Origin of the sequence: Paraburkholderia sp. RL17-373-BIF-A (genome assembly GCF_046030175.1) — a bacterium.
Lineage (GTDB): Bacteria > Pseudomonadota > Gammaproteobacteria > Burkholderiales > Burkholderiaceae > Paraburkholderia.
This window is the reverse complement of record NZ_JARESO010000543.1, coordinates 1-247: the sequence shown is the minus strand read 5'-3', so window position 1 is coordinate 247 and position 247 is coordinate 1. Positions and strand designations below refer to the sequence as shown.

1 protein-coding gene is annotated in these 247 nt (G+C 54.7%); it reads left to right on the top strand.

Features of this window, described 5'->3' with window-relative positions; translation table 11 throughout:
• Nucleotides 1-182 (top strand): hypothetical protein (locus P0D80_RS51685; protein ID WP_408296811.1); only part of this gene is annotated, 182 nt, incomplete at its 5' end.
• Between the last annotated feature and the right edge of the window lie 65 nt (nucleotides 183-247).

Sequence of the window (247 nt, the reverse complement as noted above, 5' to 3'; positions counted from 1 at the left end):
CCAATGGATTTTCAAACGACAAGCTGTCAGATCTGAAGCAGCGACTCCTTGGGGACGGTATAGCCTTTACATGCACAGCGATCGTTGCCGGCGACCTGCGAGGTTTGCTGAAAAACCAGATGCAGAATAACGAACGGCTCGGGAATATCTATCACGCAACGTACCCTGTGAAATGGGGCTAGCACTGAGGGCTGAGCTGCCTAGGGATTGCCGGAGACTGAATCGCCCCGGCAACGCGACCTGATCG